27 protein-coding genes are annotated in these 25,916 nt (G+C 73.9%); 16 read left to right on the plus strand and 11 right to left on the minus strand.

Annotated features, from left to right (window positions below):
- The first annotated feature begins 20 nt into the window (after positions 1–20).
- From BT341_RS28820 to BT341_RS28840, 5 genes are all read left to right on the plus strand, one after another.
- Positions 21–707 (plus strand): SDR family oxidoreductase, encoded by a 687-nt coding sequence (locus BT341_RS28820; protein WP_072479265.1) that lies wholly within the window; start codon positions 21–23, stop codon positions 705–707.
- On the plus strand, positions 698–1,648 hold the full coding sequence (locus tag BT341_RS28825; protein ID WP_072479266.1) for a glycosyltransferase family 9 protein: 951 nt from the start codon (positions 698–700) through the stop codon (positions 1,646–1,648). Before BT341_RS28820 ends, BT341_RS28825 begins: the two co-directional genes overlap by 10 nt.
- Complete coding sequence (locus BT341_RS28830; protein WP_072479267.1) at positions 1,641–2,951, plus strand: UDP-glucose dehydrogenase family protein; 1,311 nt, start codon at positions 1,641–1,643, stop codon at positions 2,949–2,951. Before BT341_RS28825 ends, BT341_RS28830 begins: the two co-directional genes overlap by 8 nt.
- Positions 2,948–3,553, plus strand: a complete 606-nt coding sequence (locus BT341_RS28835) for a flavodoxin family protein (RefSeq protein ID WP_072479268.1) — start codon at positions 2,948–2,950, stop codon at positions 3,551–3,553. The genes BT341_RS28830 and BT341_RS28835 overlap by 4 nt, the downstream gene beginning before the upstream one ends.
- 91 nt (positions 3,554–3,644) lie before the next feature.
- The gene (locus BT341_RS28840) at positions 3,645–3,824 is read left to right on the plus strand and encodes a hypothetical protein (RefSeq protein WP_072479269.1); all 180 of its coding nucleotides are present in this window, start codon (positions 3,645–3,647) and stop codon (positions 3,822–3,824) included.
- A 41-nt stretch (positions 3,825–3,865) separates the two neighbouring features.
- Here the strand turns inward: BT341_RS28840 and BT341_RS28845 are convergent, their stop codons facing one another.
- Positions 3,866–5,014, minus strand: a complete 1,149-nt coding sequence (locus BT341_RS28845; protein WP_072482231.1) for an FUSC family protein — start codon at positions 5,012–5,014, stop codon at positions 3,866–3,868.
- Between the two features lie 536 nt (positions 5,015–5,550).
- Entirely contained in the window at positions 5,551–6,900 is a 1,350-nt protein-coding gene (locus BT341_RS28850) for an aldehyde dehydrogenase family protein (protein ID WP_072479270.1), read from the minus strand.
- Positions 6,901–6,989: 89 nt separating this feature from the next.
- Between BT341_RS28850 and BT341_RS28855 the strand changes: the two genes are divergently transcribed.
- Both BT341_RS28855 and BT341_RS28860 read left to right on the plus strand, forming a co-directional pair.
- A complete protein-coding gene (locus tag BT341_RS28855; protein ID WP_072479271.1) occupies positions 6,990–8,471 on the plus strand; it encodes an HAD-IIIA family hydrolase in 1,482 nt (493 codons plus the stop codon).
- Positions 8,468–9,508, plus strand: coding sequence for a glycosyltransferase family 9 protein (locus tag BT341_RS28860; RefSeq protein ID WP_072479272.1), 1,041 nt, complete (start codon positions 8,468–8,470; stop codon positions 9,506–9,508). Before BT341_RS28855 ends, BT341_RS28860 begins: the two co-directional genes overlap by 4 nt.
- Positions 9,509–9,563: 55 nt before the next feature.
- On the opposite strand, the gene BT341_RS28865 is transcribed toward BT341_RS28860, so the two are convergent.
- Together BT341_RS28865 and BT341_RS28870 are read right to left on the minus strand one after the other, a co-directional pair.
- The gene (locus tag BT341_RS28865) at positions 9,564–9,752 is read right to left on the minus strand and encodes a DUF2795 domain-containing protein (protein ID WP_072479273.1); all 189 of its coding nucleotides are present in this window, start codon (positions 9,750–9,752) and stop codon (positions 9,564–9,566) included.
- Positions 9,753–9,810: 58 nt separating this feature from the next.
- Positions 9,811–10,830, minus strand: coding sequence for a Ppx/GppA family phosphatase (locus tag BT341_RS28870; RefSeq protein ID WP_072479274.1), 1,020 nt, complete (start codon positions 10,828–10,830; stop codon positions 9,811–9,813).
- A 78-nt stretch (positions 10,831–10,908) separates the two neighbouring features.
- On the opposite strand from BT341_RS28870, the gene BT341_RS28875 reads away from it, so the two are divergent.
- From BT341_RS28875 to BT341_RS28890, 5 genes are all read left to right on the plus strand, one after another.
- Positions 10,909–11,733, plus strand: coding sequence for an SDR family oxidoreductase (locus tag BT341_RS28875; protein ID WP_072479275.1), 825 nt, complete (start codon positions 10,909–10,911; stop codon positions 11,731–11,733).
- 157 nt (positions 11,734–11,890) lie between these two features.
- Positions 11,891–12,382, plus strand: a complete 492-nt coding sequence (locus tag BT341_RS28880; protein WP_072479276.1) for a DUF4383 domain-containing protein — start codon at positions 11,891–11,893, stop codon at positions 12,380–12,382.
- Positions 12,372–12,539 carry a hypothetical protein gene (locus tag BT341_RS45530; protein ID WP_177328912.1) on the plus strand — a complete coding sequence of 56 codons (168 nt, stop codon included), beginning with the start codon at positions 12,372–12,374 and terminating at the stop codon, positions 12,537–12,539. Before BT341_RS28880 ends, BT341_RS45530 begins: the two co-directional genes overlap by 11 nt.
- Positions 12,536–12,967 (plus strand): hypothetical protein, encoded by a 432-nt coding sequence (locus BT341_RS28885; protein WP_072479277.1) that lies wholly within the window; start codon positions 12,536–12,538, stop codon positions 12,965–12,967. Before BT341_RS45530 ends, BT341_RS28885 begins: the two co-directional genes overlap by 4 nt.
- On the plus strand, positions 12,964–13,326 hold the full coding sequence (locus BT341_RS28890) for a VOC family protein (protein ID WP_072479278.1): 363 nt from the start codon (positions 12,964–12,966) through the stop codon (positions 13,324–13,326). Before BT341_RS28885 ends, BT341_RS28890 begins: the two co-directional genes overlap by 4 nt.
- A 19-nt stretch (positions 13,327–13,345) precedes the next feature.
- On the opposite strand, the gene BT341_RS28895 is transcribed toward BT341_RS28890, so the two are convergent.
- From BT341_RS28895 to BT341_RS28910, 4 genes are all read right to left on the minus strand, one after another.
- Positions 13,346–13,780, minus strand: coding sequence for a DUF6292 family protein (locus tag BT341_RS28895; RefSeq protein ID WP_072479279.1), 435 nt, complete (start codon positions 13,778–13,780; stop codon positions 13,346–13,348).
- 114 nt (positions 13,781–13,894) lie between these two features.
- Positions 13,895–14,533, minus strand: a complete 639-nt coding sequence (locus tag BT341_RS28900) for a phosphoribosyltransferase (RefSeq protein ID WP_072479280.1) — start codon at positions 14,531–14,533, stop codon at positions 13,895–13,897.
- A gap of 6 nt (positions 14,534–14,539) precedes the next feature.
- A complete protein-coding gene (locus tag BT341_RS28905) occupies positions 14,540–15,844 on the minus strand; it encodes an erythromycin esterase family protein (protein WP_084743019.1) in 1,305 nt (434 codons plus the stop codon).
- A 36-nt stretch (positions 15,845–15,880) separates the two neighbouring features.
- The gene (locus tag BT341_RS28910; protein ID WP_072479281.1) at positions 15,881–16,219 is read right to left on the minus strand and encodes a hypothetical protein; all 339 of its coding nucleotides are present in this window, start codon (positions 16,217–16,219) and stop codon (positions 15,881–15,883) included.
- A 112-nt stretch (positions 16,220–16,331) separates the two neighbouring features.
- On the opposite strand from BT341_RS28910, the gene BT341_RS28915 reads away from it, so the two are divergent.
- Positions 16,332–17,774, plus strand: coding sequence for a glycoside hydrolase family 76 protein (locus BT341_RS28915; RefSeq protein WP_072479282.1), 1,443 nt, complete (start codon positions 16,332–16,334; stop codon positions 17,772–17,774).
- Positions 17,775–18,178: 404 nt separating this feature from the next.
- Here BT341_RS28915 and htpG read toward each other — a convergent pair whose 3' ends face one another.
- Positions 18,179–20,068 (minus strand): molecular chaperone HtpG, encoded by a 1,890-nt coding sequence (gene htpG / locus BT341_RS28920; RefSeq protein WP_072479283.1) that lies wholly within the window; start codon positions 20,066–20,068, stop codon positions 18,179–18,181.
- Positions 20,069–20,393: 325 nt separating this feature from the next.
- On the opposite strand from htpG, the gene BT341_RS28925 reads away from it, so the two are divergent.
- Both BT341_RS28925 and BT341_RS28930 read left to right on the plus strand, forming a co-directional pair.
- On the plus strand, positions 20,394–20,855 hold the full coding sequence (locus tag BT341_RS28925) for an HNH endonuclease (RefSeq protein ID WP_072479284.1): 462 nt from the start codon (positions 20,394–20,396) through the stop codon (positions 20,853–20,855).
- 85 nt (positions 20,856–20,940) lie between these two features.
- On the plus strand, positions 20,941–22,287 hold the full coding sequence (locus BT341_RS28930; RefSeq protein WP_072482233.1) for a protein kinase domain-containing protein: 1,347 nt from the start codon (positions 20,941–20,943) through the stop codon (positions 22,285–22,287).
- Here BT341_RS28930 and BT341_RS28935 read toward each other — a convergent pair.
- Positions 22,284–23,159, minus strand: a complete 876-nt coding sequence (locus BT341_RS28935) for a LysR family transcriptional regulator (RefSeq protein WP_072479285.1) — start codon at positions 23,157–23,159, stop codon at positions 22,284–22,286. The genes BT341_RS28930 and BT341_RS28935 overlap by 4 nt on opposite strands.
- 71 nt (positions 23,160–23,230) lie before the next feature.
- On the opposite strand from BT341_RS28935, the gene BT341_RS28940 reads away from it, so the two are divergent.
- Positions 23,231–24,154: a DMT family transporter gene (locus tag BT341_RS28940; protein WP_218177780.1), complete on the plus strand. Its 924-nt coding sequence runs from the start codon at positions 23,231–23,233 to the stop codon at positions 24,152–24,154.
- On the opposite strand, the gene BT341_RS28945 is transcribed toward BT341_RS28940, so the two are convergent.
- Positions 24,060–25,916, minus strand: a complete 1,857-nt coding sequence (locus BT341_RS28945; RefSeq protein ID WP_072479287.1) for a sialidase family protein — start codon at positions 25,914–25,916, stop codon at positions 24,060–24,062. The genes BT341_RS28940 and BT341_RS28945 overlap by 95 nt on opposite strands.

The following is a 25,916-nucleotide window of genomic DNA, read 5'->3' on the forward strand; positions in this document are numbered from 1 at the left end:
CGACCCCGCGAAGGAGAGCGATGCGACCCCTCGGCAACGTCCTGATCACCGGTGGCGCGTCCGGCCTCGGCGCCGCCACCGTCGACGCCGTCCGCAAGGCGGGCGGCACCCCCTACGTCCTCGACCGCGTCCGGCCCGAGGACCCGGCCGAGTACGTCGAGGCCGACCTGACCGACACCGCGGCCACCGAGGCCGCGGTCCGCGAGCTGGCCGAGCGCGCGGGCGGCCTCGACGGCGTCTTCACCGCCGCGGGCACCGACGCCTGCGGCCCGCTCGGCGAAGTGTCCACCGAGGACTGGGAACGGGTCGTCAAGGTCAACCTGCTCGGCACGGCCGCGGTCGTCCGCGCCGCGCTCCCCTACCTGGAGCGCTCGCACGGCACGGTCGTCACGGTGGCCTCCACGCTGGGCATCAAGGCGGTCAGCGACGCGACCGCGTACTGCGCCTCGAAGTTCGGCGTCGTCGGCTTCACCCGCGCGCTGGCCGCGGAGCTGGCCGGCCGCGTCGGCGTCACGCTGCTCATCCCGGGCGGCATGTGGACGCACTTCTTCGACGGCCGCACCGACCAGTACAAGCCGCCGCCGGACGCCAAGCTGAACCAGCCGGAGAACGTCGCGGAGACCGTCGTCTTCGCGCTCCGGCAGCCGCCCGGCTCGGAAGTCCGCGAACTGGTCGTGTGCGCTTCCGAGGAGGGGTCGTGGCCGTGAGCGCCGCGGTCCTCGTGCTGCGCGCGCTCGGGCTCGGCGACCTGCTGACCGCGGTTCCGGCGCTGCGGGCGCTGCGCGCGGCCTACCCGGACGACCGGCTGGTGCTGGCCGCGCCGGAGGGCCTGCGCGACCTGGTCGAGCTGATCGACGCCGTCGACGAGCTGCTGCCGACGGCCGGGCTCGGCGACCTGTCGTGGCCGGGGCCGCCGCCGCGGCTCGCGGTGAACCTGCACGGCAGCGGCCCGGAAAGCATCCACGATCTGCTGGCCACCGACCCCGCCGAGCTGCTGACCCACCGCCACCCCGACTTCCCGGACGTGCCCGGCCTCGAGTGGCGCGACGACGTCCACGAGGTCGACCGCTGGTGCCGGCTCGTCGAATACGCCCACCTGGAGGCGGACCGCTCGGCGCTGCACCTGCCCGCGCCGCCCGGCCCGAGCCCGGCGCCGGACGCCGTCGTGGTGCACCCGGGTGCGGCCTTCCCGGCGCGGCGCTGGCCGCCCGAGCGGTTCGCCGCGGTGGTCGCCGCGCTGACGGCCGCCGGGCACCGCGTGGTGCTCACCGGCAGTGCCGCCGAACGCGACCTGGCGCTCGGCGTCGCCGACCGGGCCGGGCTCGGCGAAGACGCGGTGCTCGCCGGCCGCACGGACCTGGCGGAGCTGGCCGCGCTGGTGGCCGGGGCGGCGCTCGTCGTCTGCGGCGACACCGGCGTCGGGCACCTGGCGACCGCGTTCGGCACGCCGTCGGTGCTGTTGTTCGGCCCGACGCCGCCGCGGCTGTGGGGCCCGCCGCCGTCCGCGCGGCAGCACGTCGTGCTGTGGGCCGGCAACGTCGGCGACCCGCACGGCGAAGAACCCGACGGCGGGCTGCTGCTGCTCGGCGAAGAACGCGTCCTGGCGGCCACCCGCTCGGCGCTGGAAGCGAGGGTGCCGCATGGCTGAGCACATCGGCATCGTCGGCGCGGGCTACGTCGGCCTGACGAGCGCTGCCTGCTTCGCGCGGCTCGGCCACCGCGTGACCTGCGTCGACGCCGACGAGTCCAAAGTGGACCAGCTGCGCCGGGGCGAGGTGGCCATCGCCGAGCCCGGCCTGCCCGAGCTGGTCGCGCAGGGCCGGTCCGACGGAACCCTCACCTTCACCGACGCCCAGGCCGAGCTGTACGGCACGGACCTCGTGTTCCTCTGCCTCCCGACGCCGCCCGACCGCGACGGCGCACCCGACCTCGGCGTCCTCGAGCAGGTCGTCCCGCAGCTGGGCCGGCTGCTGCGGCCGGGCAGCGTGGTGGTGACGAAGTCGACGGTCCCGGTCGGCACCGCGGCCCGGCTGCCCGGCCTGCTGCGGCGCGACGACCTGCCGGTCGTCAGCAACCCCGAGTTCCTGCGGGAGGGCCACGCCGTCGACGACTTCCTGCACCCGGACCGGGTCGTGGTCGGCACCGACCCGCCGAACTCCGCGGCGGCCCAGCGGGTCGCGCGGCTGTACGAGCCGACCGGCGCGCCGGTCGTCGCGACCGACTCGGCCAGCGCCGAACTCGCGAAGTACGCCAGCAACGCGTTCCTCGCGGTGAAACTGTCCTATGTGAACGTTCTCGCCGAACTGTGCGAGCGGTTCGGCGCCGACGTCCGCGAGGTCGCCCGCACGATGGGCATGGACGCACGGATCGGCCCGGAGTTCCTCGCCCCCGGTCCCGGCTGGGGTGGTTCGTGCCTGCCGAAGGACACCTCGGCGCTGCTGCACGCGGCCGAGTCGGCGGGCGTCGAGTTCGGCATCCTGCGCGACGCGGTCCGGGTCAACGCCCGGCAGCGCGCCCGGGTGGTGCGGGCGGTGCGCCAGGCCGTCACCGGGTCGGCGGCGGGGTCGCTGGCCGGCACCCGGATCGGCCTGCTGGGCCTGGCGTTCAAGGCGGGCACGGGCGATCTGCGGGATTCGCCGGCGCTGGCGGTGGCGGCGGAGCTGGCTCGCGCCGGCGCGGAGCTCACCGCGCACGACCCGGCGGTCGGCACCGTCCCGGGTCTCGACGCCGTCCAGGTCGTGGACGACCCGTACCTGGTGGCCAAGGACGCCGCCGCGCTGGTCGTGCTCACCGAGTGGCCCGAGTTCCGTGACCTCGACTGGGCGCGCTTGGCGGCGTCGGCCGCGCAGGCGGTCGTCGTCGACACGCGGAACCTGCTCGATCCCGACACCTTGGCCGGAGCCGGCTTCACGCACATCGGCGTCGGCACGCACCCACGGAGGCAGTCATGACGCTGCGCGTCCTCGCGCTGGCCTGCACGCTCAAGCCGTCGCCGGCGAAGTCCAGCAGCGACCTCATCGCGCGGCAGCTGCTCGACCTGTTCGCGGAGCGGGGTGCCACGGGCGAGCTGGTGCGCGTGGTCGACCACGACGTCCGCCCGGGTGTCGAGGCCGACATGGGCGAGGGCGACGCGTGGCCGGCGATCCGGCGGAAGGTCGCGGACGCCGACATCCTGCTGGTCTCCACGCCGACCTGGGTCGGCCACATGTCCAGCGTCGCCCAGCGCGTCCTCGAACGGCTGGACGCGGAGCTGTCCGAAACCGACGACGAGGGCAGGCCGTCGATGTTCGGCAAGGTCGCGGTCGCCGCGGTGGTCGGCAACGAGGACGGGGCGCACAAGATCATCGCGGACCTGTTCCAGGCGCTGAACGACGTCGGCTTCACGATCCCCGCCCAGGGCGGCACGTACTGGAACGGCGAAGCCATGCAGGGCGGCGACTACCAGGACCTCGACGAGACGCCCGAGGCCGTGGCCTCGACGAACGCGACCCTGGTCCGCAACGCCGTCCACCTGGCGAACCTGCTGCGGGACCAGCGGTACCCGGCCTCGTGACTACTCCGTTCGAGTGATGCGGGTGCGCCGAAGGAGTGTGGCGCAGGCCACGGGGTAACCGCCGGCCACCAACGACCCATCAGGGGGCACCATGCCGAACCGAGTGCTGATCAGCCGCGACAGCAAGCCCATCCCGTGTGAGGAATGCGGCCTGCCCGCGTTGCACGTCGCCCGGCTCGTGGCCGGCGACGGCACGCTGCTCGGCCAGACGATGGTGTGCACGGCGTGCCGGCGGCACCGCTCCGAAGCCGAAGCCATCGCCGTGCCTTGAGCGCCGCCGCGTGAAGGCCACCCCGGACTGCGAGGTGGCCTTCACGCGCTTCCGCGGTTTTCCAGGTTCTCCAGCAGCAGCCGCGCGGGCAGGGTCATGGTGCCCAGGCCCAGCCGGGCCGGGACGCCGTCCTCCTCGGCGGTCACCAGCCGCTCCTCGAGCTGCTTGAGCAGCGTCCGGCAGTCGTCCAGCTCGACCGGCTCCCCCACCGCGGCCACCGCCTGGACGGCGCCGGCCAGGTGGTGCATGAGGTTCGCGAGCGACTCGCGCGCGTCGGGCCAGGGGTATTCGAACGGGTGCTCGCGGCGGCCCGCCGTCGTGCGCACGGCCGCGACCAGCTGGGACACCGCGGGCCACAGCGCGATGAGCGTACGCAGGGGCCGTTCGTGGTGGGCGCCGGAGGCGGGACCGCCGCGGCGGAGGTTGAGCCGCCGCCCTTCCCGGGTGAGGCCGACGGCTTCTTCGGCGGCCAGCACCTGGCTGCGCGCGTCCCGCGTCCGGGAGAGCAGGTCGTCGAGGTCGTCCGGCGGCTCGTCCCGGCGGACGAGGTCGGAGAGGGATTCGAGCAGGCCGGCGAGCGCGGTCGCGAGCCGGTCGGCGGCCGCGGCGAGACGTTCGCCGTAGAGCGGCGGGAAGATCAGGGTGTTGACGGCGACGCCGATGGCGGCGCCGAGCGCGGTTTCCAGCAGGCGGTCGCCGAGCAGGACGGGCTCCCGGGCGGTGCCGTAGGAGATGAGCAGCATGCCGGTGACGCCCACCCAGACCCCGGCGTCCCCGAAACGCCGCCAGCTGCCGGCGAGCAGGCCGACGAAGACGACAACGGCCAGCGCGACGGCCTGCCACGGAATCACCTGCGCGGCGACGGCGGCGAGGAGGACGCCGGTGGCCACCGAGCCGACCTGCTGAACCCAGCCCCGCAGGGACCGGTAGACGGTGGCTTCGACGAGGAAGACGGCGGCGTAGGGCGCGAGGAAAGGCTGGGGCAGCCGCAGGACGAGGGTGGCGAGCAGCCAGGCGGCGGTCGCGGCGAGGGTGGCCTTGGCGGTCTGGACGAGGACCCGCCGTTCCCGGCCGGGGACTCGCAGGGCGCGCGCGAACCAGCCGAGGGGGGTGCGGTCGTGACGTTCGGTGTCCGGGGTGGATTCGGTGGCCCGGAAGCGCCGCTTGAGGTCGGCACCGAGGCGGGCCAGGAGCCGGGCCCGGTGGCCCGGCTCGCGCTCCGGCACACCGCGGCCCGCTCCGACCCCGGCCGGATGATCTCGCCCGGCCTCCGACCGCGCACCGGTTCCGCTCACGTGCTCGGACCGGCCCGCACCTGACGCGCCGCGGTTCACCCCGCCCCAGGCCGCGTCATCCCGCTCGGCCTCCGGGCGCGCCTCGGCCGCGCCGTGCGGGCTCCCGCCCGCGCCCGGGTCGTCTCGCCCGGCCTCCACTTCGTCCGCGCGCTCGGACCGGCTCGCCCGCAGCGCACCGGGGTCCGCCCCGTCTTGCCGTCCGCGGACCGGCCCGGACCCGCGCGGCACCCCGTCACCACCCGCGCCACCACCCCGATCGGCCACCGAGCGCGCACGGGCCCCGCCGAGCCGCCTCGAGCCGCTCGCGCCGCGGTCGACCTCCTGCAGCGGGCGGTCGTCCTTGATGCGCCCGGCCCGGCTCGCATCCGGCGTACCTGATTCCGCCCCGCCCGCCGCACCGATCGGCGGGCGGGGCTTCTCCTGGCCTTCGCTCATCCGGGCGGGGCCACGTGCACGAGCTTCGTCTGGGTCATCTCGTCCAGCAGCTCGGGTCCGTATCCGTACCCGTTCCCGCTGCGGCCCCGCGGGTGCGCGGCCCCGCCCGGGGCGCCGCCGAACACGTTGTTCACCTTCACCGTTCCCGCCGGCAGCTCCCGCCACGCGCGCTGGGCGTTCTTCATCGATGCCGTCAGCACCGTCGCCGCCAGGCCGTAGTCGCCCTTCGCCGCTTCCGCCAGCGCCTCCTCGAAGCCCGGCACCACCTGCACCGGCGCCACCGGGCCGAACGTCTCCTCCGTCATCACCCGCAACCCGGGCGTGCAGTCCGTCAGCACCGTCGCCGGGTAGTGCGCGCCCGGGCCGTCCGGGACCGCTCCGCCCGTCAGCAGCCGCGCCCCGCGGTCCACTGCGTCCGTCACGTGCCCGTGTACGTGCTCGCGGTGGCGCCGGTCGACCAGTGGCGCCAGCGTCCGGGACTCCGCCTCCTTCACCAGTGCCGTCAGGAACGGCTCGGCGACCGCTTCGCACACGTAGATCCGTTCCACCGCGACGCAGATCTGCCCCGAATTGGCGAACGCACCCAGCGCCGCCTGGCCCGCGGCCCACTCCGGATCCACGTCCGCGTCGACGACCAGCGGGTCGTTGCCGCCGTTCTCCAGCAGCGTCTTGGCCCCCGTCGCGGCCGCGCTCGCGGCGATCGACCGGCCCGTCGCCGTGCTGCCCACGTGGGCGATGACGTCGACGTCGGCGCGCATCGCCAGGATGGCGCCGACCCCGCCGTCGCCGGGCAGGGTCTGCAGGACCCCGCCCGGGAACACGCCGCCCAGGACCTCGCCCAGCAGCTGCCCCGTGTGCGGCGCGCGTTCGCTCGGCTTGTGCACCACCGTGTTCCCGGTGACGAGTGCCGCCCCGAGCAGCCCGCAGGCGACCGCGACCGGGTCGTTCCACGGCGTCAGCGCGACGACCACGCCCCGCGGCTCGGGCACCATCAGATCCGTCGCGCCCGGGTCGCCGTGCAGGCTGCGGCCCCGGTGGACCGGGCCGAGCTCCGCGTACTGGTCCAGCGTTCCCGCGCCGGCCAGCACGCCTTCACGGGCTTCGTCGCGCGGGCGGCCGGTTTCGGCTTCGTTCGCCTTCGCCAGCTCGTCGGCGTGGGCCCGCAGCCGCGCGGCCGCCTCGTGCAGCAGTGCGCCGCGTTCGGCCGCCGGTGTCCGCGCCCAGCCTCGCCGGGTCCGGTTCGCCAGCGCCAGCGCGGCGTCGATCTCGTCTTCGCCGGCGGCCGGCACGCTGCCGACCACGCTGCCGTCGGCCGGGTTCCGGATTTCGATCGTCCCCGCGGTCATCCGCACCTCCTTCGTGTCCCTGGCCGGATACCCGCGGGCCGTCGATCGACACGCCGTTTGATCGCGGCCGCCGCGGGTAGCCCACTGCGGTGACTGCTTCGCTCGACTACACCGTGGTGATCCCCACGACGGGCCGGGAGACGCTTCGGCCACTGCTGGAAACCCTGCTCGCCGGCGAAGGTCCGCGACCGGCGGAGATCCTCGTCGTCGACGACCGGCCCGGCGCCGGGTCCGAACTGGACGTTCCCGCCGGCGTCCGGGTGCTCCGCTCCGGCGGGCGCGGCCCGGCCGCCGCCCGGAACCTCGGCTGGCGCACGGCGCGGAGCGAATGGATCGCGTTCGTCGACGACGACGTCGTGCTCGCCGCCGACTGGCCGCGGCAGCTCGCCGCCGATCTCGTGGCACTGCCGCCGGACGTCGCCGCGTCGCAGGGCCGGATCCGGGTGCCGTTGCCCACCGACCGGCGGCCGACCGACGACGAGCGCAGCACCGCCGGCCTCGAGCACGCCCGGTGGATCACCGCCGACATGGCTTACCGGCGCAGCGCTCTCGACGAGGCCGGCGGCTTCGACGAGCGGTTTCCCCGCGCCTTCCGCGAAGACTCCGACCTCGCGCTGCGCGTCGCCGAGGCCGGGCACCGGATCGAAGAGGGCGAGCGGCTGACCACTCACCCGGCGCGCCGGGCCGGGTTCTTCTACAGCCTGAAAGCTCAGCGGGGCAACGCGGACAACGCGTTGATGCGCGCCAAGCACGGCGTCCTGTGGCGGCAGCGCACCGGCGCCGGACCGGGCAGGCTGGGCCTGCACGCACTGTCCACAGTGGCCGGTCTGGCCGCGCTCGCGCTGCCGGTGCTGCGGCAGCGGCGGAAGGCCGCCCTCGCCGCCGCGGTCTGGGCGGGGCTGACCGCCGACTTCGCCACCCGCCGGATCCTGCCCGGGCCGCGGACCCCGGGCGAGGTGGCGCGGATGGTCGTCACCAGCGCGCTCATCCCGCCGGCGGCCTGCTACCACCGCCTCCGCGGCGAGTTCGCGGCCCGGCGCCCCAAGCCACCGGTCGCGGTGCTGTTCGACCGGGACGACACGCTGATCGTCGACGTCCCGTACCTCAACGACCCGGACGGCGTGCGCCCGGTCCCCGGCGCCGTGGAGCTCGTCCGCGACCTGCGGGAGCGTGGCATCCCGGTCGGGGTGGTGAGCAACCAGTCGGGTGTCGCTAAAGGACTGATCACCCCGGACCAGCTCGCCGCGGTGAACGCGCGCGTCAAGGAACTGTTCGGCCCGTTCGGCACCTGGCAGGTCTGCGTCCACGACGACGGTGACGGCTGCGACTGCCGCAAACCCCGGCCCGGCCTGGTCTTGCGCGCCGCCGACGAGCTGGGTGTCGACCCCGCGTCCTGCGTGGTCATCGGTGACACCGGCGCCGACGTCGACGCGGCGCTGGCCGCCGGGGCCCGCGCCGTGCTGGTGCCGACCGCGCGCACGCTCGAACCCGAGATCGCCCGGGCCCGCCGGCACGCCGCCGTCGCCCGGGACCTGTCCGAGGCACTGCGCCTGGCCGGGGTCGCCGGATGACCCGAGTGCTCGTCGCCCGGCAGGACAACCTCGGCGACGTCCTGCTCGCCGGGCCGTGCGTCCGCGCGGTCGCCGCCGGAGCCGCGCACGTGACGCTGCTGACCGGGCGGCACGGACGCGCCGCGGGCGAACTGCTGCCCGGCGTCGACGACGTGCTCACGTGGACGGCCCCGTGGATCGACCCCGAGCCGCCGCCGGTCACCGCCGAGGACACCGGCGAGTTCGTCGCGCTGGTCCGGCGGCGATCCTTCGACCGGGCCCTGATCCTCACCTCGTTCCACCAGTCACCCCTGCCGCTGGCGCTGCTGCTGCGGCAGGCAGGCGTGCCGTGGATCGGCGCCATCTCCGAGGACTACCCGGGCAGCCTGCTCGACCTGCGCCACCGCGTCGACGGCGATCCGCCCGAACCGGTCCGCATGCTGTCCCTCGCCGAAGCGGCCGGGTACGCCTTGCCGCCGGACGACCACGGCGCACTGGCGCTGCGGCGGCCCCTGCCGAACATGGCGCGGCTGACCGGCGGCGGGCCGTACGTCGTCGTGCACCCCGGTGCGTCGGTGCCCGCGCGGCAGCCGTCGCCCGAACGCAGCCGGCGGATCGTGCGGGCGCTCGTGGCGGACGGGCACCGGGTCCTCGTCACGGGAGCGCCGTCCGAACGGCACCTGTGCCAGGCGGTGGCCGGCACGTCGGCGGTGAACCTCGGCGGCCGGACGTCGCTGGCCGAGCTGGCGGCGGTGCTGTCCGGCGCGCAGGTCGTCGTCGCGCCCAACACGGGACCGGCGCACCTCGCCGCGGCGGCGGGCACCCCGGTGGTGTCGCTGTTCGCGCCGGTGGTGCCGGCGGCGCGGTGGGCACCGTACGGCGTGCCGATGGTGGTGCTCGGCGACCAGCACGCGCCGTGCCGGGACAGCCGCGCGCGGGTCTGCCCGGTGCCCGGCCACCCGTGCCTGGACGGGCTCGACCCGGCCGACGTCTGCCGCGCGGTGGCCGAGCTCGGCGCGGTCGTGCCGCCGAGCGGCGCGCTGTCTTCGCTGCTCTAGCCGGCCCGGGACCGGCGGACGGCCCGGGCGGCGGCACCCGCCCGGGCCGTGCCGGTCAGCCGCCGATCTCCTTGCTCACGCCGCTCGGCCCTTCGTAGGTCCGGTCGGGCAGGCCGCGCACGATTTCGAGGGTGTCCTTGTCGGCACCGTTCCGCTCGGCGGCGCGCACCAGGTCGTCGCGCTGCGCCGGGTAGTCGACGCCGGAGAGGTACTTCTGCAGCTCGATCGGGTTCGGCTTGCTCACGGGAATCTCCTTCCGTCGGGGAACGGCGCGGTTACCCCGTCGAGGCCCGGACACACGTTCAGGACGGCACCGGCTGCTCCCCGGTGGGGTGAAGCGGCCGGACCGTGGCGTCGGGGTGGCGCGTCAGCGGCTGCAACGGCAGCTCCGGCGTGTCGGCGACGCGTTCCAAGTGCCGCAACAGGATTCCCTCCCGCAGCGCCCACGGGCAGATCTCGGCGCCGGGGGTGTCGAGCACCGAGAGGGTGACCTCCGCCGCGACGGCACCGGCCACGATCTGGCGTGCGCGCGGCCGCGAAATGCCGCGCAGGCCGGCGCGTTCGGCCGCCGGCATGGCGGCCAGCCGCGGGATCCACTTCCGCAGCTGCTCGACCGTCAGCTCGCGCGGGGCGAACGGGCCCTTGCGCTGCGGCGGAGCGCCGGTCAGCCGGGCCAGCTGCTTGAACGTCTTCGACGTCGCGACCACCCGCCGCGCCGGTCCCTCCCAGCGCAGCCGGTCCACGACCTCCGACAGCGTGTCGCGCACGTGCCGGCGCACCGCCTTCAGCTGCTTGCGCGTCGGCGGGTCGGCCGTCAGGAATTCGCGGGTGAGCCGGCCCGCGCCGAGCGGGAGCGAAATCGCCAGCTCCGGCTCCTCGTCCCGGCCGAGCACCAGCTCCATCGACCCGCCACCGATGTCGACCAGCAGCAGCCGCCCGGCCGACCAGCCGTACCAGCGGCGTGCCGCGAAGTACGTCAGCCGGGCTTCTTCCTCGCCTGAGAGGAACTGCGGGCGGATCCCGGACTCCGCCTGGATGCGGTCGATGACCTCGTCGCGGTTCGCCGCGTCGCGCACGGCCGCGGTGACGAACGGGTAGAGCTGGTCGACCCCGAGCCGGACCGCCGCGCCGACCGCGCGGGTCACGGCGGCGGCCACGCGGTCGACCCCGGCCTCGCCCAGCGTCCCGTCGGGAAGCAGCTCCTCGGCCAGCAGCGTCGGCTCCTTGACCGCGTGGGCGGGCAGCGGGGGCGCGCCGGCGGACACGTCCACCACCTGCAGCTGAGCGGAGTTCGACCCGATGTCCAGCACGGCCAGTCTCATCCGATCGGGCTACCCCCTCGGGCCGTCGTTTAGTCACCGGGGCACGTGGTAGCCGACCGGGGACGAAAGGAGACGCCCGTGTCCCTGCCGGCGCCGCTTCCCGCCGAAGCCGCCTCGCCGCGGCGCGCCGTCGTGACCGGCGCGGACTCCGGCATCGGCCGCGCCGTGGCCGTCGCCCTCGCCGGCGGTGGCCTGGACGTGGGCATCACCTACCACTCCGACGCCGACGGCGCGGAGGAGACCGCGGCCGAAGTGCGGTCCCGGGGCGTCGACGCCCACGTCCGCCGGCTCGACCTGACCGAGCTGCCGGCGGCCGCCGACGTGATCGACGCGTTCGCCGGCGACCTCGGGGGGATCGACGTCCTCGTCAACTGCTCCGGCACCGGCAGCAGCCAGCGGGCGCTGGACCTGAGCTACGAGAAGTGGCGCGAAGTCCTCGACGTCGACCTCGACGGTGTCTTCCTGCTTTCGCAACGCGCGGCCCGGCACATGATCGACGCCGGCCGCGGCGGCCGGATCATCACCATCACCAGCGTCCACGAGCACATCCCGCGCGTCGGCGCGGCGCCCTACTGCGCCGCGAAAGCCGGCGCGGGCGCGCTCACCCAGGTGCTGGCCATGGAGCTGGCCGAGCACGCCATCACCGTGAACTCGGTGGCGCCCGGCGAAATCTCGACGCCGATGACCGGGCAGGCCGACGCCGACCCGCGCGAGCAGGAGCGGCCCGGCATCCCGCTCGGGCGCACCGGCCACGCGGCCGAGGTGGCGGCCGCCGTCGCGTTCCTCGCCACGCCCGCCGCCGGCTACATCACCGGCACCTCGCTCGTCGTCGACGGCGGCCTGCTCCTGATGGGCGCGCAGCACGGCACGGCCGTCACCGGCCACGGCTGGCGCTCGCCATGAGACCAGGGACCCGCGCCGTGGCTGCAGGGACCGGCGCGGGTCCCGGCCGCGGGCCGGACGGCGGATCCCCCAGCCCGCCGTCCGGCCCGTTCCACTCCCCCGTTTCCCGTCGCCCACCGCGGGTATCCGTGCCCGAAGGGAAAAGGAGGCTCTCCATATGACGTCCGCCGAGACCCGGGCCCGGACCGGCGCGAACTGGCTGCGGCCGGTCGTCGCCGTGCTCGGGCTGCTCTACCTCGCGCTCGGCATCGCGGGCTGGCTCACGCCGGAAACGGCCACGGCCGGCCACACGACGACCAGCCAGGTGCTCGGGCTGTTCAGCGCGAGCGTCGTGCTCAACCTCGTCCACACGGTGGTCGGGGTGCTCGGGCTGCTCGCCGCGACCCGGCGCGCCGGCGCGCTCATCTACTGCTGGGTCCTCTTCGTCGGCTTCCTCGGGATGACCGCCTACGGCGTGCTCGCCACGGCGTTCAGCACGCCCGAGGACCCGGTCAACCTCAACTGGGCCGACAACTGGCTGCACGGCCTCACCGCGATCGCCGGGCTGGTGCTCGGGATCGCCGCCGCCCGCGCCGGCCGCGCGGTTTCGGCCCGCGGGCACCGGGTAGCCGGGCAGGAGACCCGTGAAGGAGGTTCCCATGCATCGTGAAAGCGACCGGCATTCGCCGCGCGAGGACGACGCGCTGAAGGCCGAGCTGCGCGGGACCCTGCAGGGCAACGGCCCGTCCCGCGCCGAGGAGTGGCGGGACCCCGAAGGGCCCGCCGACGACGACCCCGACGTCCCGCCGATGGGCGGCGGCGCATGACGAGCGGCGAGACGACGGCGGTGGGTCATCCCACCGTCGTCGTGCACCACCGACTGCACGCGGAGTTCGCGGTGCAAGTCCCGTGGCTGCGCCGCGCGCTGGGTGCCCGCGCCGGGCTGGAACTGGACGCCGACGGCCTGCGCGTCCGGTTCGGGCCGTGGCGGGTCACCACGCCGCTGAGCAATGTGGCCGGCGCCTCGGTGACCGGCCCCTACCGCGCGGCGCGCGTCCTCGGCGTCCGGCTGTCGCTCGCCGACCACGGCCTGACGTTCGGCACGACCACCGAAGGCGGTGTCTGCCTGCGGTTCCGGGAGCCGGTGCGCGGCCTCGACCCGTGGGGCCTGGTCCGCCACCCGGGACTGACGGTCACGGTCTGCGAACCGGACCTGGTCGCCGAAGCCGTCAACCGGATCGTGGCGGCGGCGTGACGGCACTGCGCATCCTGGCCGTGACCGTGGACTGCCGCCGTCCGGAGTTGCTGGCCGAGTTCTGGCGGCAAGCGCTCGGCCACGGCAAGACCCGCGAGTGGACCGACTCCCACGGACTCACGTACTTGCAACTGGAGTTCGACGACGGGCCGGCGCTGCTGTTCCAGCCGGTTCCCGAGGAAAAGCCGGGCAAGAACCGCCTGCACCTCGATCTCGCCCCGGCCGATCGCGACCAGCGCGCAGAGGTGGAACGCCTGGTGATGCTGGGCGCGAGGGTCCTCGACGACCCGCCCGGCGACCCGTGGATCGTGCTCGCCGACCCGGAGGGCAACGAGTTCTGCGTGCTGCCACCTCGGTGACTTCCGTGCCCCGGGTGGCTCAGGCTTGGCCCTCGGGCAGGCAGACGTCGTCGCCGGCGTAGCCGGCCAGGCGCTCGTCGAAGCCGTCCGGGGCCCCGGGTCTCCGGAAGTCCGGCGGGTCGGGCTGCCCCGGATAGCTGTCGCCGTAGAGGTCGCGCACGAACGCCACCACTTCGGCCGGCGGCGGCAGGACGTCTCCGCCGAGGTAGGTGAGCACCACCATGTCCTCGCCGCCGGCCGATTCGACCGCGGCGGCCCAGCCGTCCCGCTCGTCCCACAGCAGCGCGGTTTCGTGGTCGGGGAACCGCGGCAGCCGCCGCTCCAGCGCGAGGTACGCGGTGGCGGGTGCGTCCACTTCGCAGAACCAGGCGGGCGCGGCCAGCTCGGCCGCGACGGCCAGCAGGTACTGCCGGAGCCCGCGCGCCGCCGCGCCGAGCCCGTCCCGTTCGATCATTTCGCGCCTGCCCATCCGATCGGGGTCCCCGGCCGGGTGATACCCCGCCACCCATCCGGTCAATCCCGGCGTTCCCCCAGGTGGAGCAGTACGTCACGGCCCGTCCGGGGCAGGTCACCGGGCGAGCAGGTCGAGGACGTCGTCGTCACTCGTCTGGCGGAAATCCGCGTACCACTGGCCGACCGCGCGAAAGCCCGGCGGTTCGGCGACGCAGACGACGTCGTCCGCCTCGTGCCGCAGGGCCGCCGCCGCGCCCGGGGCGCCGACCGGCGCCGCGAACACGACGGTCCGCGGGTTCCCGGCCCGCACGTCCCGCAGGGCCGCGGTCGCGGTGACCCCGGTCGCGAGCCCGTCGTCGACCAGGATGACGTCGCGGCCGGCGACGTCGACCGGCGGACGGCCGTCCCGGTACCGCTCGAACCGGCGCCGGGCCTCGGCCCGCTCGTGGCGTTCCGCCCGCGCCATCCGCTCCGCGGTGAGCTTCAGCCCGCGCAGGATGGCCTCGTCGTAGATCGCGGGGCCGTCCGGCGTCACCGCGCCGACGCCGAACTCCCGCCGCCCGGGCGCGCCGATCTTGCGGGCGACCGCGACGTCCAGCTCGGCACCGAGCCGGCGCGCCACCACTGCGGCCACCGGCACCCCGCCGCGGGCGAGGCCGAGCACGAGCGGGTCGGCCCAGGTGCGGCGCCCGAGCTCGGCGGCGAGCCGTCGGCCGCCGTCCTCGCGGTCGGCGAAGACGCGGAGCGCGGGCATCGCCGGTCACGCTCCGGCGGCCCGGGCCTGCGCGGGGACGAACGGGGCGTCCTCTTCCGGTTCCCAGTGGTGCAGGGGCGTGATCGCGGTGGTTTCGTCGCAGTGCACGAACGCGTCGTAGCGCGCCGCCGGAACGGTCGGGACGTACCCGCCGCCGCGGTGGACGACCCCGATCGCGCGGTGCCCGCGCCGTTCCCGGGCCCACTCGCCGGCCCGGCCGGCACCGAAGAGATGCAGGCTGTCCTCGCCGGGCAGGGCGGCGTGCAGCAGGCCTTCGAGGCTGTCCGGGCGGGCCGGGTCCACGGTCATCCGGCGCACCGGCCCGCCCCAGTGATCGGCGGCGATCACGGAACCGCGGTAGGTGCCGAACCCGACGGACACGACGTCGGCCGGATGCCGTTCCCGCGCCAGCCGGCCGAGGTTGACCAGGCCGGCCGCGGCCATGTCGGTCGCCCGCGCGTCGCCGACGTGCGTGTTGTGCGCCCACACCACGGCCTTGGACCGCGGGCCGTAGGCACGCAGCAGCCGGTCGAGGGTGTCGCTCATGTGGGTGTCGCGCACGTTCCAGGACCGCGCGCCGCCGCGGACCAGCTCGCGGTAGTAGGCCTCGGCACCCGCGACGACGGCGGCATTCTGCTCGGCCACGAATGCCGGATCGAGACCCGGCACACTGTCCACCCGGGCCATCGACCGGATCGCGGTCAGCAGGCGCACCACGTCCTCGCGGCAGTTCTCCGGGACGAGTTCGGCGGAAACGGCGTACTCGCGCGGGTTTTCGCCGTACGGCTCGAAGCAGCGGAACGCCCGCAGAGCCGCGTCGGCCTGCTCGGGCGCGTGCTCGCGGACGTAGTCGAGGACACCGCGCAGCGAGTCCCACAGGCTGTAGACGTCGAGGCCGTGGAAACCGCACGGGACGCCGGAGCCGGTGGCGTTGAACGAGCGCAGCCAGGCGGCGAACTCGGCGACCTCTTCGTTGGCCCACAGCCAGGTGGGCCACCGCCGGAAGCCCCACAGCACCTGGCCGGGGTCGTTCGGCGCGCCGGGCGCCCCGGCGACGCAGCAGTGCACCCGGTGGCACTCCGGCCAGTCGCCTTCGACGGCGACGAACGAGAAGTCCCGCTCGGCGAGCAGCCGTTTCGTCAGCTCGGCCCGCCAGCGGTAGAACTCGGCGGTGCCGTGGGTCGCCTCGCCGAGCAGGACGATCCGGGCGCGCCCGATCCGCCGGACGAGCGGGTCGAGGTCCTGCGGGCTCCGCAGCGTCGTCGCCGCGTCGCGGATGGCCGTCACTTCGTCGAGCACGGTTCCGGACATGCTGGGCACGTTCCCGTTCCGGCCGCCGGCGAAACGTCAGGGGCGCCAGCCGTCGCGCCAGTCCGGGTGGGCCTCGTAGACCGACGCGATCAGCTTGACCGAGACGTCGTCGTGGCTGTCGCGGATCTCGCGGCGCAGGAATTCGGCCTTCTCGGGAAACGGCACCGGGTGCCGGTCCTCCATCGCCTCGACCGGGCCGCCGGCGAGGATGAGCCCGTCGCCGTCGTCGGCGTACATGATCCGCAGCCTGCCCCGCCGCTCGGCTTCGTCGAGCAGCGGCAGCTCGCCGGCACGGAACCGTTCTTCGTCCTCGGCGAGCCGGGCGAGGACGAACTCGTCCAGCTCGGCGACGGAGGTGTCGTCGGGATTCGTCATGGCCGGGGATTACCGCGGGCGATCCTGTCCGAAACCTGTCCGGTAAAGGACTGGACCAATGTGGTGAATTCTCCACAATGGGAGCATCGCCCTTCAGCGCGGAAGGCAGCCGATGCACGTTCTCGCTCCCCTGCTGGCCGTCGTCATGGCGGCCACGCCGACGCCGTCCCCCTCCCCCGCCGCCGTGACGCCATCGGCGGCGATCTGCGACAAGTACTGTGACGCAAGGGATCCAGCCCTCTCCCCCGGCGACCGCGAAGGCGCTTCGGCGAGCGTGAGCGGCCGCCGGATCACCCTGCACCTCGACGACGCCGACGACATGGGCTGGGCGGCGATCACGGGCGGCGCGGCCGGCGACCACGTCTGGCTGGACCGCTCGTTCGACGCCGGGCGGACGTGGGCGTCGGGCAGCAAGCTCGGCGACACGGCGACGCCACCGGGCGGGACCGGCTGGCGCACGCTGATGTACAACGTGGACGACTGGGCGAACAAGGGCGTCGGCCTGTTGCGGGCGTGCGGGCAGCCGTCGGGTTCGGGATCGATCGCGTGCACGGGCTGGGCCCGCACGACGTGGAACGCCGGCGACCGCCGCACCGCGGCGGCCACGGCGTTGATGGAGCGTTACAACCTCGGCACGGGCCTGTTCGACACGACCGGCTGGTGGAACTCGGCGAACGCGCTGACCGCGATCATCGACAACGTCCGCGTCAGCGGCATGGGCAGCTACCGCTACGCGATCGACACGACGTACACGAAGAACCTGGCGGCCCAAGGCGGCCAGTTCCGCAACGACTACCTGGACGACACGGGCTGGTGGGGCCTGGCATGGGTGGACGCGTACGACCTGACGGGCGACAGCCGTTACCTGAGCACGGCGCGCGCCGACGCCGACCACATGTACGCGTACTGGGACGGCGTCTGCGGCGGCGGAGTCTGGTGGAACACGTCCCGGACGACGAAGAACGCGATCCCGAACTCGCTGTACATCGAGCTGAACGCGGCGTTGCACAACCGCATCCCGGGCGACACGGCATACCTGGCACGGGCCCGCGCGGGCTGGGCGTGGTTCTCGGCGAGCGGCGTGATCAACGGGTCGAACCTGGTCAACGACGGGTTGAACATGACGACGTGCGCGAACAACGGCGAGCCGGTGTGGACGTACAACCAGGGAGTGCCACTGGCGGCATTGACGGAGCTGTACCGGGCAACGGGCGACGCGGGGTTGCTGACGAAGGCCCGCGGGATGGCGGACGCATCGACGACGAACGGGACGTTGAATCCCGGAGGGGTGTTGCGGGATCCGGGCGAGACAGCGGGTGGCGGCGGCGCGGACGGGCCCACGTTCAAGGGGGTTTACGTGCGTGACCTGGCGGTGCTGAACGCCGCGTTGCCGGACCGTCCGTATACGGGGTATTTGCAGCGCCAGGCGAACACGGCGTATGTGAGCGACCGCAACAGCGCGGAGGCGTACGGGCTGATGTGGGCGGGGCCGTTCGACCAGGCGGATGCGGCTCGGCAGCAGAGCGCGGTGGATTTGATGAACGCGGCCCCGTGAGGGCGGGCCGGCGAAGCCGGGTCGGCCCGGCTTCGCCGGCTCGTGCGGGTCGAGGCCGGCTCGAGCTCGGCGCGGCTTGACTCGGTTCGACCAAGCCCGGCTCGGCCTCGGCGCGGGTTCAGCCCCGCCCGGGCGCGGGATCGACCTGGGCGGGACTCGGCTCGGCCGGGCACAGCCCGGGCCCAGCCTCGGGCGCGGGATCGGGCCGGGCCGGGGCTTGGCTCGGCCGGGCACAGCCCGGGCCCAGCCTCGGGCGCGGGATCGGGTCCGGGCCGGGCCGGGGCTCGGCCAGGCTCGGCCCGCCCGGGCGCGAGGGCTTGGGTCCGGCTCGGCATCGCCGAAACCCACCCTTCCGCGTCCTCTCCGCTCACCCCGGCCCGGCCCCGGCCGCACCCAACGTCACCTCACAGCGTCTTCTCCAACCGCCCGGCGAGCAGCTTGATGAACCGCGACGGGTCGGCCAGCTCACCACCCTCAGCAAGAAGCGCCATGCCGTACAGCAGCTCCGCCGTCTCCGCCAGCCCCTCGTCGTCCGGCCGGGAAGCGTGCGCCTCGCGCAGGCCCTTCACCAGCGCGTGGTCCGGGTTCAGCTCCAGGATGCGCTTGATCGGCGGCAGCTCCTGGCCCATCGCGCGGTACATCTTCTCCAGCGTCGGCGTCAGGTCGTGCGTGTCCCCGACGATGCACGCCGGCGAGGTCGTCAGGCGGGAGGACAGCCTGACCTCCTTGACGTCTTCGTCCAGCGCCTTCGCCATCCACGTCAGCAGGCTCTCGAAGTCCTTCTTCTGCTGCTCGCGCGCGACCTCGGTGGCCTTCTTGTCCTCCTCCGACTCCAGGTCGACCTGGCCCTTGGCGATCGACTGGAACTGCTTGCCGTCGAAGGCCGGGACCGCGTCGACCCACATCTCGTCGATCGGGTCGGTCAGCACCAGCACCTCGTAGCCCTTGGCGCGGAACGCCTCCATGTGCGGCGAGTTCTCGATCGCCGAACGCGACTCGCCGGTCATGTAGTAGATGTGCTCCTGACCCTCCTTCATCCGCGAGACGTAGTCGCGCAGCGAAGTCGGCTTCTCCGCGTCGTGCGTCGAGGCGAACGACGCGATCTCGAGGATCGCCTCGCGGTTCTCGAAGTCGTCGAGCAGGCCCTCCTTGACCGCGCGGCCGAACTCGCGCCAGAACGTCGCGTACTTCTCGGCGTCCGCCGTCATCATCGTCTTGACCGTCGAGAGGACCTTCTTCACCAGGCGGCGGCGGATCAGCTGGATCTGCCGGTCCTGCTGCAGGATCTCCCGCGACACGTTGAGCGAGAGGTCCTGCGCGTCGACGACGCCCTTGACGAACCGCAGGTACTCCGGCACCAGCGACTCGCAGTCGTCCATGATGAAGACCCGCTTGACGTACAGCTGGACCCCGCGCTTGCGCTCCCGCAGGAACAGGTCCATCGGCGCGCGCGAGGGCAGGAACAGCAGCGCCTGGTACTCGAACGTGCCCTCGGCCTGCAGGCGGATCGTTTCGAGCGGGTCCTGCCAGTCGTGGCTGATGTGCTTGTAGAACTCGTGGTACTCGTCCTCGGAGACCTCGCTCGACGAACGCGCCCACAGCGCCTTCATCGAGTTGACCGTCTCGGCCTCGTCGCCCTCGCCCTGCATCCGGATCGGCCAGGTGATGAAGTCGGAGTACCGCTTGACGATCTCGCGGATCTTCGCCGCCGACGTGTAGTCGTAGAGGTGGTCATCGGTGTCCTCGGGCTTGAGGTGCAGGGTCACCGCGGTGCCCTGCGGCGCGTCCTCGACCGGCTGGATCGTGTACGTGCCCTCGCCGGTGGACTCCCAGCGGACGCCTTCGCTCGTGCCGGCCTTGCGCGTCACGAGGGTGACCTTGTCCGCGACCATGAAGCTCGCGTAGAACCCGACGCCGAACTGGCCGATGAGGTCCTGCGACGCCGCCGCGTCCTTCGCCTCCTTGAGCTTGGTCAGGAAGTCGGCGGTGCCGGACTTGGCGATCGTGCCGATCAGGGCGACCACCTCGTCCCGCGTCATGCCGATGCCGTTGTCCCGCACCGTCAGGGTCCGCTCGGCCGGATCCGTCTCGATGGTGATGTGCAGGTCGGACGTGTCGGCGCCGAGGTCCTTGTCGCGGTACGACTCCAGCCGCAGCTTGTCGAGGGCGTCGGAGGCGTTGGACACGAGCTCGCGCAGGAAGGTGTCCTTGTTCGAGTAGATCGAATGGATCATCAGCTGGAGGAGCTGACGGGCTTCCGACTGGAACTCCAGCGTCTCGATCGGGGTGGTCACTTCCGTTCCTTTCCAGAGGTCAGGGGCGAGATGAGGTGATCCTACCCAGGGGCCCGGCAGGTCCGGGCGGGCTCTTCGCGAAAGCCGTGCCCGCGGGCCCGCGCGGAGTGTGACGTCAGCTGTACCCCGCGTGACCGCCACCCGGCACGTCGTCTCGGGCGCTCCCGGCATGGTCCACACGGGACGGTTGTTTCGCGAGGACGCATCTCCTGCGCCGAAACACGATTGACGCAGCTCACGCGGCTCGGCGACGATGATCCGCGCCCGGCGGAAGGCCGCCCCCGGGCCGCTTTCCGTGTCCGGCCAACGAAAAATGAGGTGCGTCGTGAAGGTTCTGGTGCTCAACGCCGGCTACGAGCCGCTGCATACGGTTTCGGTGCCGCACGCCATTCGCATGCTCGTGCGGCACGTCGCCGAGATCCACGAGGCCGAAGACGGTCTCGCGTACGGGCTGTTCCCGCGCCCGAAGATCGTCCGGTTGCTCAGGTACGTCGTGATGAAGTGGCGATATACGCAGCCGCCCCGCTGGTCCCGGCGCGGCGTGCTGACCCGCGACGGCCACCGCTGCGCGTACTGCGGCGGGCGCGCCACGACGATCGACCACGTGGTCCCGCTCAGCCGCGGCGGTGCGCGGACGTCCTGGCTCAACACGGTCGCCGCGTGCGGTGGCACGTCCCGCAGCTGCAACGCGCGCAAGGCCGACAAACTGCCGGCCGAGGCCGGGATGAAGCTGCGGTTCACGCCGTTCGTCCCGACGTGGGACCAGCTGCACCGGCTCGCCGCGTGAGGAACGGCGGTGCGCGGCGCGGTCGTTAAGCTCGAACCGATCGTCGCCCGCATCCGTGTGTTCCGGGGAAGACCGGGAGGTCGTCGTGACCGACGCAGGACAGCTGATCGCCGGGCGCTACCGGCTGGCCGAGCGGGCCGGTCAGGGCGCCATGGGCGTCGTCTGGCGGGCGCGTGACGAGCGGCTCGACCGCGTCGTCGCCGTCAAGCAGCTGAGCTACGACCCGGCCATCGGGCAGGCCGCCGGTGACCAGGCGGCCCTGCGCGCGCTGCGCGAGGCCCGGCTGGCCGCGCGGCTGCGCCATCCGCACGCCGTCACGGTGCACGACGTCGTCGAGGAGGCCGGCCGGCCGTACCTGGTGATGGAGTACCTGCCGTCGCGGAGCCTGGCCGGCATCCTGCTCGACCGCGAGGCCCTGCCCGAAGGCGACGTCGCGCGTCTCGGCCTGCAGATCGCCTCGGCGCTGGCCGCCGCGCACGCCGAGGGCATCGTGCACCGGGACGTCACGCCCGCCAACGTCCTCGTCGCCGAGTCGGGCGCCGCCAAGATCGCCGACTTCGGGATCTCCCGCGCCACCGGGGAAGGCACGGTGACCGGCGGCGGGTTCATCGCGGGCACGCCGGCCTACCTGGCCCCCGAAGTCGCCGGCGGCGGCGAAGCCGGTTTCCCGGCCGACGTCTACGCCCTCGGCGCGACCCTCTACCGCGCGCTGGAGGGCCGTCCGCCGTTCGGCGACGACGAGAACCCGATCGCGCTGCTGCTGCGGATCGCCCGGGAGGACCCGATCCCGCCGCGGCACACCGGCCCGCTCGCCGAGGTGCTGGGACGGCTCCTGCGGCGCGATCCCGCCCAGCGCCCGTCGATGGCGGAGGTCCAGGAGCTGTTCGAAGCGGTCGCCGACGGACGCGCGCTGCCGCCGCCCCGGCCCCGCCCGCGCACCGGGACCCGGCTGCTGCGCGTCCACCGCCCCCGCCGCCGGGTCGTGCTGGCCGGCGCGGGCGGAGCGGTCCTGCTCGCCTTGGGCGTGGTGATCGGGACGGCGCTCGTCCCGGACGCCACCCCGGTTCCGCCGTCCGCCACCCCGCGGTCCGTCCCGGCCGTCGTCCCGGCGACCCCGGCCGACCTGGGCTGCGCCGCCCGCTACGACGTGACGAACTCCTGGCCGGGCGGCTACCAGGTGCAGGTGACGGTCCGCAACGACCGCTCGGCCGGCCTGTCGGGGTGGAGCGTTCGCTGGACCCTCCCGGCGGGCCACCACATCACGGGCCTGTGGAACGGCACCTTCACGGTCGACGGCTCGACGGTGACCGTCGACAACGCCGGCTGGAACGCGAAGCTCGACGCGGGCGGCTCCACGACGTTCGGTTTCGTCGCGCTGACCGGCACCGGCGACGCCGCGGGGCGGCCGGAGCTGACTTGCCGGACGGTCTAGGACGCCCACTCGCGAGCCGACCGCTCCAGGCGGTCGAGCACGAGCCGGACATCGGGCCGCCGCGTCAACCCCGAGCGCGTCACGGCGAACACCTTGCGGGTCACCCGTTCCTCGAGCCGGTGCAGGCCGGCTCCGTGCGCGCCGGCCGGGACCGCCATCGACGGCACCAGCGCCACCCCCGCGCCCGCCGCCGCCAGCGCCACCAGCACGGCGAAATCCGCGGATTCCGCGACCACCGACGGCACGAACCCCGCCGCCCCGCAGGCACGTCGGATCATTTCGTGGCAGGACAGATCCGACGCGGGCACCAGCCACGGATCGTCGGCGAAGTCGGCCAGCCGCACGGGCTCCTCGACCGGCCGGGCCGTCGCGAGCAGGACGGGCTCCTCGACCAGCATCCGCTCCTCGCACCGCGGCGGGATGTCACGCGGCAGCAGCGAATAGCTGTGCACCACCGCGATGTCGACGTCCCGGCGGCGCAGCGACGCCAGCGCCGCGTCCGGCTCCTGCTCGACCAGCCGCAGCGACACGGGCCCGTCCCACACCCGCGGCAGGAGCTGCCGGGCGGCCGAGGCGAAGGCGGCCACGCGGACCGTGCCCGTCCCGTTCTCGGCCACCGCCGCCAGCGCGGACTCCGCGGCGGCCAGGTCGTCGAGGACGACCTCCGCGTGCGAGACCAGCAGCCGTCCCGCGGCCGTGAACTCCAGGGTGCGGCCGTGCTTTTCCAGCAGCGGAACGCCCGCCTCGCGTTCCAGCGCCGCGAGATGCTGCGAGACGGCCGGACCGGTGAGGTGCAGGGCCGCCGCCGTGGCGGCCACGGTCCGGTGCTGGGCGAGGGCGTGCAGGACGCGCAGCCGGCGCAGGTCCAACATGAAGTCAAGCTTCCTGAATGTGAAAGAAACCGTAACTGGTACTTATGAAGCTTAACGCCGACGATGGAGCCGTGAAACTCCTGGCCCTCGCCGTCACCGTCGTTCTCTGGGCGGCCGCGTTCCCCGCCATCAAGGTCGGTCTCGACGGCTACGGCGTCGCCGGGCTCTCGTTCGCCCGGCTCGCCGTGGCGTCGGCCGTGCTGCTGCTCGCCGCGCCGATCCTCAAGGTGCGGCTGCCCCGCGCGCGCGACCTCCCGCACATCGCGGCCTGCGGGCTCGCCGGGATGAGCGCGTACCAGCTCCTGCTCAACTGGGGCGAAGTGCACGTCCCGGCGGGCACCGCGAGCCTGCTCGTCTCGGTCGCGCCGGTGTTCAGCGTCCTGCTCGCCGCCGCGTTCCTCGGCGAGCGGCTGACCGCGGCCAAGATCCTCGGCAGCGTGGTGGCGCTCGGCGGCAGCACGCTCATCGCGGCCGGCAACGGCCTGGCGTACGCGGACTCGGCGTGGGTGGTCCTGGCCGCCGCCGCGGTCCAAGGCGTCTACCACTGCTGCACCAAGCCCCTGCTCGGCCGCTACACCGGCCTCGAAGTCGCCTGTTACGCGATGTGGGCCGGGACGCTGTTCCTCCTGCCGCTCGCCCCGCAGGCCCTGCACGGCTTCGCGGCCGCGCCCGGCGAGGCGACGACGGCGGTGATCTTCCTCGGGGTGCTGCCGTCGGCCGCCGGGTTCGTGGCGTGGGGCTACGCGGTCGCCCGGCACTCGATCGCCGTCGCGACCGGGGCGCTGTACCTCGTGCCCGCAGTCGCCTTGGCCGTGTCGTTCGGGTGGCTGGGCGAGGTCCCGACGTGGGTGGACGCCGCCGGCGGTGCGCTCAGCATCGCCGGCGTCGTCCTCATCTCCCTCAGCCGTGGATCCGGTCGAACGGCAGCCGCAGCACCTGCCCCGCCGGAACCGGCGCGTTCGCCAGCCGGATCGCGTCGAGCTCCGGCGCCGTGAGCGCCCGGCGGTAGAAGCGGACCTCGTCGAACGAGCCGGTCCAGCGGAACTGGTTGTCCAGCCGCTGCCCGAGCTGCAGCTGGAAGGACACGGTCTGGCTGACCGACCCGGCGGCCGCGGGTCCGGCGGCGACCTGGGCGCCGTCCACCCGCAGCAGCAGCCGCCCGCCGGTCCGTTCCAGGGCGACGTGGTGCCAGGCCTGGTCGTCGTAGGCCTGGGTGGTCGTGATCGACGCGCTCCCGGCCGCCGTCGTCATCATCGCGATCAGCCGGTGGTTCGCCGGTTCGCCCCGCAGCCACAGCTGAGGCGCGGTGCTGCCCATGCCGCCCAGCCAGAACAGCACCTGGTTGCCCTTCGTGGCGCCGTAGCGGAACCACCCCGTCCACGTCAGGTCGCCGTCGCCCGGCGGCTGCGCCGGGTCGTACGGCACGCGGACGTAGTCGTCGACGCCGTCCAGCGACAGACCGCCGCCGAAACGCCCGTCCGTCACCGAAGCGCCGCCGAGGACCCGGGCGTCCGCGTGGTGCGACACGTCCGGTGTGGACGGTCCCGCGGAATCGCGCCAGCCGAGGTACTCCTCGTCGAACCGCGCGAAACGGATCTCGTCACGGGCGTCGACGGCACCGCCCTCGTACAGCAGCCCGATCTCCGTGGACCGCGCGTGCGGGTCGCTGATCTGGACGAGGTCGGAATACCCGGACCAGTCCGTGGTGACCCGCGTGCCCTGCTCGGCGTTCTCCCAGGTCCGGCCGCCGTCGTAGGACGAGCGGATCATCATCCAGCGGCGCCGGTCGGTGTCCGACGGCGAGGAGAACAGGATGCGGTCGCCGCGCCCCGCCCGGTCGAGGCGCAGCGCCGCTCCCTGCACCATCGGCGTCACCAGGTCGGGGATGGTGGTGAAGGACCTGGAAAACGTCTCGCCGCCGTCGCGGCTGATGGCGAAGTCGCGGTTGCCGATGTCGGTGCCGCCCTGCTCGCGGCCGCCGGCGTAGATCGAGCCGTCGGCCAGCTCGGCGACGGTCACTTCGGACGGCTTCTGCGTGTACGTCCCGCCGACCGGGTGCGGGTAGCTGTCCACCGCGCCGACGCGCCAGCTGCGCCCGCCGTCGTCGCTGTAGACGAGCCCGGCGTGGTTCTCGATCGAGTGCGTGCCGTCGCTGGTTTCGGCGTTGACGCCGAACACGAGCCGTCCGGCGTGCCGCCCGCGGGTCAGCTGGATCCCGTGCACCGGGCCGGACGCGTACCAGGAGTCCCAGTCCGGCAGCTTGGCCTGCGCGCTGATGTCGACCGGCGTGGACCAGGTCAGGCCGTCGTCGTCGCTGTACTGCGAGTGCGGCGTCCGCGGGCACGGGACGGCGCAGCCCTTGTCGTCGTCGCGGCCCTTGTTGTACGTCGTGATCAGCACGATCCGGCCGGTGCGCCGGTCCACGATCGGCACGGGGTTGCCGTGCGTGTCCCCGCCGCCGCGGTTGACCACCTGCAGCGGCGACCACGTCCGGCCGCCGTCGGTGGAGCGCTTGAGCACCAGGTCGATGTCGCCGGTGTCGCCGCAGTTGTCGATGCGGCCCTCGGCGAAGGCCAGGAGCGTGCCGTGAGTGGACTTGACGATCGCCGGAATGCGGAAGCAGTGGTACCCGGGATCCTGTGACGCCTTGAACAGCACCTGCTGGTCGAACCGCGGCGCGGCCTGCGCCGGGCTCACGGCGAGCAGCGAGCCCGCCGTCAGGGCCACCAAGGCGGCCCATCTCCCCAGTGTTCTCAT

It is taken from the genome of Amycolatopsis australiensis, from assembly GCF_900119165.1.
Taxonomy (GTDB): domain Bacteria; phylum Actinomycetota; class Actinomycetes; order Mycobacteriales; family Pseudonocardiaceae; genus Amycolatopsis; species Amycolatopsis australiensis.